The organism is Rhodobacter viridis (assembly GCF_003217355.1).
In the GTDB taxonomy this organism is placed as follows: Bacteria; Pseudomonadota; Alphaproteobacteria; order Rhodobacterales; family Rhodobacteraceae; genus Rhodobacter; species Rhodobacter viridis.
On the sequence record NZ_QJTK01000006.1, the window covers coordinates 123,395 to 133,811 of the forward strand.

10 protein-coding genes are annotated in these 10,417 nt (G+C 66.8%); 8 read left to right on the forward strand and 2 right to left on the reverse strand.

What is annotated here, in order from left to right:
* Positions 1–14: 14 nt before the first annotated feature.
* Together edd and eda are read left to right on the forward strand one after the other, a co-directional pair.
* Positions 15–1,835, forward strand: a complete 1,821-nt coding sequence (gene edd, locus C8J30_RS09805; protein ID WP_110805670.1) for a phosphogluconate dehydratase — start codon at positions 15–17, stop codon at positions 1,833–1,835.
* Between the two features lie 94 nt (positions 1,836–1,929).
* A complete protein-coding gene (gene eda, locus C8J30_RS09810; protein WP_110805671.1) occupies positions 1,930–2,583 on the forward strand; it encodes a bifunctional 4-hydroxy-2-oxoglutarate aldolase/2-dehydro-3-deoxy-phosphogluconate aldolase in 654 nt (217 codons plus the stop codon).
* On the opposite strand, the gene C8J30_RS09815 is transcribed toward eda, so the two are convergent.
* Together C8J30_RS09815 and C8J30_RS09820 are read right to left on the reverse strand one after the other, a co-directional pair.
* Positions 2,584–2,853: a hypothetical protein gene (locus tag C8J30_RS09815; protein ID WP_110805672.1), complete on the reverse strand. Its 270-nt coding sequence runs from the start codon at positions 2,851–2,853 to the stop codon at positions 2,584–2,586.
* A 16-nt stretch (positions 2,854–2,869) separates the two neighbouring features.
* Positions 2,870–5,641, reverse strand: a complete 2,772-nt coding sequence (locus C8J30_RS09820) for a [protein-PII] uridylyltransferase family protein (protein WP_110805673.1) — start codon at positions 5,639–5,641, stop codon at positions 2,870–2,872.
* Positions 5,642–6,054: 413 nt separating this feature from the next.
* Between C8J30_RS09820 and C8J30_RS09825 the strand changes: the two genes are divergently transcribed.
* The 6 genes from C8J30_RS09825 to C8J30_RS09850 all read left to right on the forward strand — a co-directional run bounded on the left by C8J30_RS09825 (position 6,055) and on the right by C8J30_RS09850 (position 10,387).
* Positions 6,055–6,501 (forward strand): DUF2852 domain-containing protein, encoded by a 447-nt coding sequence (locus C8J30_RS09825; RefSeq protein ID WP_110805674.1) that lies wholly within the window; start codon positions 6,055–6,057, stop codon positions 6,499–6,501.
* A 165-nt stretch (positions 6,502–6,666) separates the two neighbouring features.
* Positions 6,667–7,488: an arginyltransferase gene (locus tag C8J30_RS09830; protein WP_110805675.1), complete on the forward strand. Its 822-nt coding sequence runs from the start codon at positions 6,667–6,669 to the stop codon at positions 7,486–7,488.
* Positions 7,489–7,714: 226 nt separating this feature from the next.
* Positions 7,715–8,812: a TRAP transporter substrate-binding protein gene (locus tag C8J30_RS09835; protein WP_110805676.1), complete on the forward strand. Its 1,098-nt coding sequence runs from the start codon at positions 7,715–7,717 to the stop codon at positions 8,810–8,812.
* 96 nt (positions 8,813–8,908) lie between these two features.
* Positions 8,909–9,679, forward strand: a complete 771-nt coding sequence (locus C8J30_RS09840) for an SDR family oxidoreductase (RefSeq protein ID WP_110805677.1) — start codon at positions 8,909–8,911, stop codon at positions 9,677–9,679.
* Complete coding sequence (locus C8J30_RS09845; protein WP_181420837.1) at positions 9,672–10,007, forward strand: dihydroneopterin aldolase; 336 nt, start codon at positions 9,672–9,674, stop codon at positions 10,005–10,007. The genes C8J30_RS09840 and C8J30_RS09845 overlap by 8 nt, the downstream gene beginning before the upstream one ends.
* A 65-nt stretch (positions 10,008–10,072) precedes the next feature.
* Complete coding sequence (locus C8J30_RS09850; protein ID WP_110805679.1) at positions 10,073–10,387, forward strand: hypothetical protein; 315 nt, start codon at positions 10,073–10,075, stop codon at positions 10,385–10,387.
* Positions 10,388–10,417: the final 30 nt, after the last annotated feature.

Here is a 10,417-nt window from a genome sequence, read left to right on the forward strand (position 1 = left end):
AGCTGGATCCGACCATGACCGAGACTGCCGCACCGCTGAATGCCACGATTGCCCGGGTGACCGACCGCATCCGCGCCCGCTCGGCCGCGCGGCGGGGCGACTATCTGGCGCGGATCGCGGCGGCGATGGCGCAGGGCCCGGCGCGGGCGCATCTGGCTTGCGGCAATCAGGCCCATGCCTATGCGGCGATGGGGCCGGACAAGGCGCCTTTGGCCGAGGGGCGGGGCCCGAATATCGGCATCGTCACCGCTTATAACGACATGCTTTCGGCGCATGCGCCCTATGCCGATTACCCCGCGCAGATCAAGGCCGCGCTGCGCGCGATCGGGGCCACCGCGCAGGTCGCGGGCGGTGTGCCTGCGATGTGCGATGGCGTCACGCAGGGCCGCGCCGGGATGGAACTGTCGCTTTTCTCGCGCGATGTCATTGCGCTGGCGGCCGGGGTGGCGCTGAGCCACGACACTTTCGACGCGGCAATCTTCCTTGGTGTCTGCGACAAGATCGTGCCGGGCCTCGTGATGGCGGCGGCGACCTTCGGCCATCTGCCCGCGATCTTCCTGCCCGCGGGGCCGATGACGGCGGGGCTGCCGAATGATGAAAAAGCCAAGGTACGGCAACAATTTGCCACCGGCGAAGTCGGCCGCGACAAGCTGATGGCGGCCGAGATGGCCTCCTATCACGGGCCGGGCACCTGCACCTTTTACGGCACCGCGAACACGAACCAGATGCTGATGGAGGTGATGGGCCTGCATCTGCCGGGCGCAAGCTTCGTCAACCCGCACACCCCCCTGCGCGATGCGCTGACGGTGGCGGGCGCGCATCGGGTAGCGGCGATCACCGCGCTGGGGGAAAACGCACTGCCGGTCGGGCATCTCCTGGACGAGCGCGCCTTCGTCAACGGCCTTGTCGGGCTGATGGCCACGGGCGGCTCGACGAACCTCGTGCTGCACCTGCCCGCGATGGCGCGCGCGGCGGGGATCGAGCTCGATCTCGAGGATTTCGACGACATTTCTGCCACCGTGCCGCTGATGGCCAAGGTCTATCCGAACGGGCTGGCCGACGTGAACGCCTTCCACGCCGCGGGCGGTCTGCAATTCCTGATCCGCCACCTTTTGCGCGCGGGGCTACTGCACGCCGATGTGAACACCGTCGCCGGGCCCGGCCTGGCGCGCTACACTCAGGACGCAAAACTGATCGAGGGCCGCCTGACCTGGGTCGAAGGCCCGGAAGACAGCCTCAACGACCGCATCCTGCGCCCCGCCGCCACCCCCTTCGCGGCGACGGGCGGGCTGAAGCACCTCGCGGGAAATCTCGGTCGCGGCGTGATCAAGGTCTCGGCCGTGGCCCCCGACCGCCATGTGATCGAGGCTCCGGCCCGCGTCTTCGAAAGTCAGGACGCGGTGAAGGACGCCTTCAAACGCGGCGAATTCACCCGTGATACCGTCGTCGTCGTGCGCTTTCAGGGGCCGCAGGCGAACGGGATGCCGGAACTGCATTCGCTGACGCCCACCCTGTCGGTGCTGCAAGACCGCGGCCTGCGCGTCGCCCTGGTCACCGATGGACGGATGTCGGGCGCCTCCGGCAAGGTGCCCGCCGCGATCCATGTCAGCCCCGAAGCCGCCTGTGGCGGACCTTTGGCGCGGCTCCTCGACGGCGATCTGATCCGGCTCGATGCCGACACCGGCACGCTCACCTGCCTGACCGAAGGCTTCGAGACCCGCGCTCCGGCCACGCCGGATCTGAGCGCCAATCGCACGGGTCTTGGCCGTGAACTCTTCGAGACGTTCCGCCGCAACACCGGCCCTGCCACCTCCGGCGCGTCCGTGATAGTGTGACGGCAGAAGCGTATTTGGACCAAGAAAAAGACCGCAGCTTTTTCTTGGCGAAAATACGCACTTAGCCAAATTCAATCGCCTCAGGAGGCCCCTCATGACCCCCACCGCCCAATCCGCGAAAGCGCGCGAAATCTGCGCGCTTGCCCCTATCGTGCCCGTGATCGTGGTGCAGGACGTGGCCCATGCCCAGCCGCTGGCCAAGGCGCTGGTGGCGGGCGGGCTGAAAGCGCTGGAAGTGACGCTGCGCAGCGCCTGTGCGCTCGACGCGATCCGCGCCATGGTCGATGTCGAAGGCGGGGTCGTGGGCGCAGGCACGCTGTTGACGCCAGCCGATGTGAAAGCCGCGAAGGCCGCAGGCGCGCAATTCGGCGTCGCCCCGGGGCTGACCGAAAGCCTGGTGAAAGCCTGCGAAGACGAGGGCCTGCCGCTTCTGCCCGGCGCGGTCACCGCCTCGGAAGTGATGCGGGCGCTGGAACTCGGTTTCGACATGCTGAAATTTTTCCCCGCCGAGACCTCGGGCGGGGCGGCTGCGCTCAAAGCCCTTGCCGGGCCGCTGCCGAAAGTCTCGTTCTGCCCGACCGGCGGGGTGAGCCTGAAGAATGCGCGCGATTACCTGACCCTGCCGAACGTCATGTGCGTCGGCGGCTCCTGGGTCGCGCCGCAGGGCATGATGAGCGCGGGCAACTGGAGCGCGATCGAAGCGCTGGCCGCCGATGCGGCCGCGCTGTCACGCGCGACGCTCGGCTGATCAGACGGAAACCCGACCCGCCCGGCCACCGCGTCGGGCGGGCGGCGCTTCGGCGCTTGCCAGACCTTCGGCCAGCACTTCCGACATCGGATGGCTGGCATCCCCGCCATAGCTCGACAGCACCGTGCGCATCGCCTCGGTCTGATCCGTGCTCGGCGCCAGGCTCAGCGCCCAGTCCAGAAAGATCGAGCGGCATTCGATGCCGCCGATCCCCTCGATGCGGTAGCTTTCGCGAATAAGGCCCTTGGGGTCGGCCAGTTTCAGATCCATCACACGTCTTCCCATGTCAGGTGAGCGCCTTCTCGACGAGCGCAGCCACTTCGGATGTGGTGCGCTCGAGCCGTTCGGCAAGGGTCGCAAGGCTGTCTTCCCCGGCTTCGCGCAACAAAAACGCCCGACCGCCCTCGCCCACCGTCTCCAGATCGAGCGGCTTGTCGGTCAAAAGCCGCCCCCCCGCCTGCAAGCGCCACAACAGCCGATAGGCCGAGGCGAGCCTCTCGCCCTCCTCCTTGGTGACGAAGCCATGCCGTGGACCGATGCGCAGCTGCGCCTCGACCTTGCGGGCGGGCTCGGCGGCGCGCAGCGCGAAGCTTTGCGCCAGCAACTCAATATCCTGCAAGCGGCCGGGGCCGATCTTCGCCTCCCAGGCGCCATCGGGGGCCTTGGCGGCAAAGATCCGCGCCCGCATCTCGGCCAGATCCGGCATCACCTTGGGATCGCAGCCCTTTTCGGCCAGAACCGCCAGCCGCACCGCCTCAACATCGGCGCCAAGGCTCGCATCGCCCGCCAGCACCCGCGCCCGCGTCAGCGCCAGATGCTCCCAGGTCCAGGCCTCGGTCCTCTGATAGTCGCGGAAACTTTCGAGCGAGACCGCCACCGGCCCGCCGCGCCCCGAGGGGCGCAGCCGCATGTCGACCTCGTAAAGCCGCCCCTCGGGCATCGGCGCGGTCAGCGCGGTGATGAAGGCCTGCGTCAGCCGGGCGAAATATTGCCGCGTCGCCAAGGGCTTCGGCCCTTCCGAGCTTTCCGCGCCCTGCGCGTCATAGATCATGATCAGATCAAGATCCGAGGCCGCATTGAGCCGCTCGGCCCCAAGCGAGCCCATGCCCAGCACGACCGCGCCGCGCCCGGGCGGCTGGCCATGCTTGCGGGCGAATTCCGCCACCACCTCGGGCCAGAGACCCGACACGGCCGTGCCCGCGATATCGGCATAGCATTTCGCCGCCTCGGCTGCGTCGACCAGCCCGCGCAGGTGATGCACACCGACGCGGAAGCGGAACTCCTTCGCCCAACGCCTTGCCGCATCAAGCTTTTTCTCGTAGTCCGGCACCGCCGCCAAGGTCGTGCGGAAAGTCTCGGCCAAAGCCTCGGCGCCCGGCCAGGCGGCAAAGAAACTGCCGCCGATCACCGCATCGAAGACGCCCGGATTGCGGCTCAGATGCGCGGCGAGGCCCGGCGCAGTGGCGCAGATATCGACGATCAGATCGATCAGCGAGGGATTGGCCTCGAAGAGCGAGAACAGCTGCACCCCCGCGGGCAGACGCGCCAGAAAGCCGTCGAACTGGCGCAGCGCCTCCTCGGGGCTGGCCGCGCGGTCCATCCGCTTCAGGATCTCGGGCTCGATGCGTCGGAAAATCGCCTGCGCCCGTTCGGAGCGCAGCGCCGGATACAGCTGCCAGCTCTCGACGATCGCCTCGGCCTCGGGACTGAGCGTGGGCCGCGCCACCACCTCCGACGGCGCAAAGAACGCGCCCGTCAGCGCCTCGACCCGGATCAGCCGCGCCTTCAGCCGCGCGGTCCAGGCCTCGGTATCGCCTTCGCCCATCATCCGCGCGATGCGCGCGATCCCCTCGGGCGAGGTCGGCATCAGCTGCGTCTGCGCATCGTTCACCATCTGGATGCGATGCTCGATCTCGCGGTGCTCGCGGTAGTGATCGGTCAGCTCGCGCGCCACATCGGGCGGCACCCAGCCCTTGACGGCGAGTTTTGCGAGGCCCCCGACGGTGGTGCGGTCGCGCAGATCGGCGTCGCGCCCGCCCGCGATCAACTGCCGGGTCTGGGTGAAGAATTCGATCTCGCGGATGCCGCCCTGCCCGAGCTTCATGTTATGCCCGGACACCTCGATCGCGCCGCCAAGCCCCTTGTGGGCGCGAATCCGCAGCCGCATGTCATGCGCATCCTGAATCGCCGCGAAATCCAGATGCTTGCGCCAGACGAAGGGCGTCAGCGCGCGCAGGAACTTCTCGCCCGCCGCGATGTCGCCGCCGCAAGCCCGCGCCTTGATATAGGCCGCCCGCTCCCAGGTCCGGCCCTCGGATTCGTAGTAAAGCTCGGCCGCCCCCATCGAGATGCAGACCGGCGTCACCGAGGCATCGGGGCGCAGCCGCAGATCGGTGCGGAACACATAGCCTTCGGAGGTGATGTCATTGATCAGCGCCGACATCTTCCGCGTGACGCGGATAAAGGCGGCGCGGGCGTCCATCCGGTCATCGGGGGCGAATTGCGTCTCGTCAAACAGGCAGATCAGGTCGATGTCCGAGGAATAGTTGAGCTCGAACGCCCCCATCTTGCCCATCGCCAAAGCCACCATGCCCCCGGCGTGGGCGGCATCGTCTGGCCCCTTGCCCGGCAGCTTGCCGCGGCGGATCTCGTCGGCGACAAGGCGGCGCAGCGCCAGATCGACCGCCGTATCGGCGAGCGTCGTCAGCGCCTGCGTCACCCGCTCGAGCGACCAGACCCCGCCCAGATCCGCGAGCGCGATCAAAAGCGCGAGTCGCCGCTTCGCCCGGCGCAACTCGGCGCCCAGCGCGTCCAGCTCGACCTGCTGCAGCCGGGCGATTTCCGCCGCGAAAGCGGCCTCGATCGGGCCCGAGAGCGCCGCGCGCGCCCATTCCGCCTCGCGCTCCAGAAGCCCCGCAAGAAAGGGCGAACAGCCCGCGGTTCCGGCGATCAGCGCCCGGATCTCGGGGCCGAAATCGCCATAACGGTCGACGACATCGGCGCCGCGGGCGGGATCAAAGGGAATGGGCGTGCGGGTCAGGCGGGATGCAAGGCTCATGGCGCCAGACTAACCAGCGCTCAGCGCCGGTCAATGGGGCGAGAAGGCTTGCGCTTTTCCTTGGCAAAATACGCCCGGGGGGTGCGGGGGGCGGAGCCACCCGCCCGGTCGCCGGGGCCGAAGGCCGCGGCGAAACCACCTGCCCCGCCGTCAACTCCCCGGCGTCAAGGCTCCGCGCCGCCGGTCTGCCGCGGCGGCGCGGATCTCTGGACACTCGTTACTCCAGCCAGACCGTGCACAACCAGCCCCCGAGATGGCCCGCAACCTAAACGAGACGGCCATCTCGCCCAACACCCTTGTTGCCGCAGCCCTGTCCGAATGTAAAAAAGATTTACATCGGCTCTTGAAGCGCGCGGGCGTCTTCCCATCTTCCGTAATGTGAAACGCATTCACATCCAACCCCGGAGGGACCCATGACCTATACCGCCGCCGCCCCCGACAACCCCGGCACGATCACCCGCACGCTGAACTGGCTCGATGACCGCGGCCCGATGAGCTGGATCGTCGTGATGATCGGCTCCTTCATCTTCGCAGGCCCGCTCGGCCTTCTGGTCTTGGGCTTCATCCTGATGACCGGCCGCTTCCGCTCGGCCCGCTGCCGCACCCGCGCCGGGTTCGGCCCGCGCTTTGGCCGCGGCTATGCCTTCCACGCGATGCGCCCGACCGGCAATGCCGCCTTCGACGCCTATCGCTCGGACATGCTGGCCCGCCTCGAACGCGAACAGGAAGAGTTCGAATCCTTCCTGATCCGGCTGCGTGAAGCCCGCGACAAGGCCGAGTTCGACCAATACATGGAAGAACGCGCCCGCGCCGCCGCTGCCCCGGTGCCCACCACCGATGCCGACGCGCGCAAGGCCTGACGCCGCCTCCGGCAGGGCCGCCCCGGCCCGCCGCTCTGACAGCAGGCCCTGCCCGACCGGGCGGGGTCGTTGCCGCGCTTTCGAAGGAAATCCTTGGCGCGCGGCCCACGCTTTGATAGCTTAGAGGGGCCTCGATCACCTTCGACGCGTCAGCCCCCGGACCTCATGCGCCATTCGCTTCCGCTTGCACCGCAATTTTATGTGACGGCCCCGCAGCCCTGCCCCTATCTGGAGGGGAGGTCGGAACGCAAGCTTTTCACCGCGCTGCAAGGCGAAGGCGCGGAGAAATTGAACAACGCGCTGTCGCGGCAGGGCTTTCGTCGCTCGCAGAACGTGCTCTACCGGCCGTCCTGCGCCGATTGCTCGGCCTGCCTGTCGGCGCGAATCCGCGTCGCGGATTTCGAGCCGACGCGGACCCAGCGCAAGGTGCTCAACCGGAATGCGCATCTCAAGCGCACCGCGACCAGCCCCTGGGCCACCGAGGAACAATTCGCCCTCTTCCGCCGCTATCTGGATGCGCGGCATGCCGATGGCGGCATGGCCGACATGGATATCTTCGAATTCGCCGCGATGATCGAGGAAACGCCGGTGAAGACCCGCGTGATCGAATACCGCGATGGCCGGGTCGAGACCGGCCCCCGCCCGCTGACCGCCGTCTGCCTGACCGATGTGCTCGATGACGGCGTGAGCATGGTCTACAGCTTTTACGACCCCGACCAGATCGACATGAGCCTTGGCACGCATCTGATCCTCGATCATGTCGCCATCGCGCGCCGGGCGGGCCTTCCTTACGTCTATCTGGGCTACTGGGTCCCCGGCTCGCGCAAGATGGGCTACAAGGCGAAATTCTCGGCGCTGGAAATCTTCAAGGCCGGGCGCTGGCAACCGATCGGCGATCCCGAGGATCACTCGGGCGAGACGCATCCGCTCTCGGTCGATCCGATCGCCGAACAGGTCGCGCGAATCCAGCTGCCCGACATGCGCTGAGCGAAACGCTGCCCTGCACTGCCTGCAGATGCGGCAGTTCGGCGCAGATCCTTCCACTCTGACGCGAGTCTCCGTTCATCTGGTCATGTTTTCGGACCGATTTGCGCAATTTTGCTGCGCGACGTCTGGACAGAGTTGCGCCGCGATGCCAGTTTGAGCCCCGGACCGCCCGGACGAAGACGGGCGGCAAGCAGAACCAGACGGAAACAAACGGGAGGAGAACCCAATGGATCGTCGTTCATTTCTGACCAAGGCCGCGGTCGGCGGCGCGGCTGCCGCGACACTCGCCACGCCGGCTCTGGCGCAATCGACCCCGAAAGTGACGTGGCGCCTGACCTCGTCCTTCCCGAAATCGCTCGACACGATCTATGGCGGCGCGGAAGTGCTGTCGAAGATGGTGTCGGAAGCCTCGGATGGCAATTTCCAGATCCAGGTCTTCGCGGCCGCCGAGATCGTCCCCGGCCTGCAGGCCGCTGACGCCACCGCCGCGGGCACGGTCGAAGCCTGCCACACCGTCGGCTATTACTACTGGGGCAAGGACCCGGCCTGGGCGCTTGGCGCGGCCGTGCCGTTCGGGCTCTCGGCGCGCGGCATGAACGCCTGGCAATACCACGGCGGCGGCATCGACCTTTACAACGAATTCCTCGGCACCAAGGGCCTCGTCGGCTTCCCCGGCGGCAATACCGGCGCCCAGATGGGCGGCTGGTTCCGCAAGGAAATCAACACCGTGGCCGACCTTTCGGGCCTGAAGATGCGGATCGGCGGCTTTGCCGGCAAGGTCATGGAAAAGCTCGGCCTCGTGCCGCAGCAGGTGGCCGGCGGCGACATCTATCCGTCGCTCGAAAAGGGCACGATCGACGCCGCGGAATGGGTCGGCCCCTATGACGACGAGAAGCTCGGCTTCTACAAAGTCGCGCCCTACTACTACTATCCCGGCTGGTGGGAAGGTGGCCTGACCGTCCACTTCATGTTCAACAAGGCCGCTTACGAAGGCCTGCCGAAGGCCTATCAGGCGCTCTTGCGCACCTGCTGCCAGGCCGAAGACGCCGACATGCTGCAGAAGTATGACTCGAAGAACCCGGCGGCGCTGAAATCGCTCGTGGCCAATGGCGCGCAGCTGCGTCCGTTCAGCCAGGAGATCCTCGAGGCCTGCTTCAACGCCTCGCAAGAGGTCTATGCGGAAATGACCGCGACCAACCCGGCCTTCAAGAAGATCTACGACTCGATGGTGGCCTTCCGCGCCGACCACTACCTGTGGACGCAGGTCGCGGAATACAACTACGACACCTTCATGATGATCCAGCAGCGCAACGGCAAGATCTGAGCCCGCCTGCAACCGATCGGCCCCGGGGGAAACCTCGGGGCCTTTTTCTTTTCGCCCCCTCGCCCTAGATAGGCCGAAGACACGAAAGGAGACCCCATGCCCGGCATTCTGATCACCGGCGGCGCGAAGCGGATCGGCGCCGAGATGGCACGGGGGTTCGCCGCCCGCGGCTTTCGCGTGGTGCTGCATTACAACAGCTCGTCGACCGAGGCCGAGGCGCTGGCGGGTGAGTTGAACCGCACGGGCGAGATCTGCCGTCTGGTGCAGGGCGACCTGTCCGACGCAGCCGCGGTGCAGCGGGTCTTCGACGTGGCCGAGGGTTTTCTGGGCCGGGTGCATGTGCTCTTGAACAACGCCTCGAACTTCATGAACGACGACATCTTCAGCCTGAGCGATGCGAAGATGGATGCGCATTTCGCGGTGAACCTGAAGGCGCCCTTGGCGCTCGCCGCGCGGATGGCGGCGCAGGACATGGGCGGAGAAGATGCGCTGATCCTGAACATGCTCGACAACAAGGTGCTGGCGCTGAACCCGGATTTCTTCTCCTACACGCTCTCGAAAGCGGCGCTGCATGCCGCGACAGAGATGCTGGCGATGCGCTTTGGCGGCTGCCCGCGGGTCAATGGCATCGCCCCGGCGATCACGCTGATTTCCGGCAAGCAGACCCCGGAGAATTTCGAGAAATCAAGCCGCATCAACCCCTTGGGCATTCAGGTTCAACCGGCTGATCTGGTGCGCACCGCGCTTTACTTCTGGGATGCCAAGGGGATGACCGGCGAGGTGATCGCGGTCGATGGCGGCCAGACGCTGTGGCAGCTGCCGCGCGACGTGGCGTTTTTGGTGAAAGAGGGATATGTGCATGGCTGATCTGATCATCCGCCTCGAAGAGCTTGAAATCACGATGTTTCTGGGCATCCACGACTTCGAGCGCGCGCGCATGCAGCGCGTTCTCGTCTCGGCCGAGATCACCGTGACCGGCACCGACTGGCAGGCCGGGCGCTTCTTCGATTACGACCGCGTGGCCGAATTCATCCGCTCCTTCAACGGCAGCCGGATCGACACGCAGGAAGAACTCGTCTCGCGCATTCATGCCTTCGTGCACGGGCTCGAAGGCGTCGCCCATGCCGCGATTTCCTCGAAGAAACCCGATGTCTACCCCGATGCGAAAGCCGTGGGCGTGGTGCTGCGCGGCTAACCCGCCGCGTTGCGAGTGCCCCGCGGTTCTGCTAGCCTGATGCCACCACCCCGAAAGGCCCCCCGATGTTCTACGTCATCGCCCTTTACATGATCCTGTCGCTTGGCCTGCTCTTTGGCGCGGCCGAACTGGAACGCCGGGCCATCACCGCGCGGCGTCGCGGTCCGAACGGTCGGGCCATGCTGACGGCGCTTCTGGTCTCGGCGCTGGCCTCGCTCGTGGTACTGGTGATCGGCGGCTTTGCCGAGGGCTGGATCTACATCCTGCATATTCTGGGCGGCTCGATCCTCTATCACGGCATCATGGGCATCTCGCTGGTGCATGGGCTGCAAGAGGTTTCGGCCCGCACCGCCCGCGAACGCCTGCCCGCCCGCGCCTGAGCCTTTCCGCTTGCGCTACGCCCCTTCGGG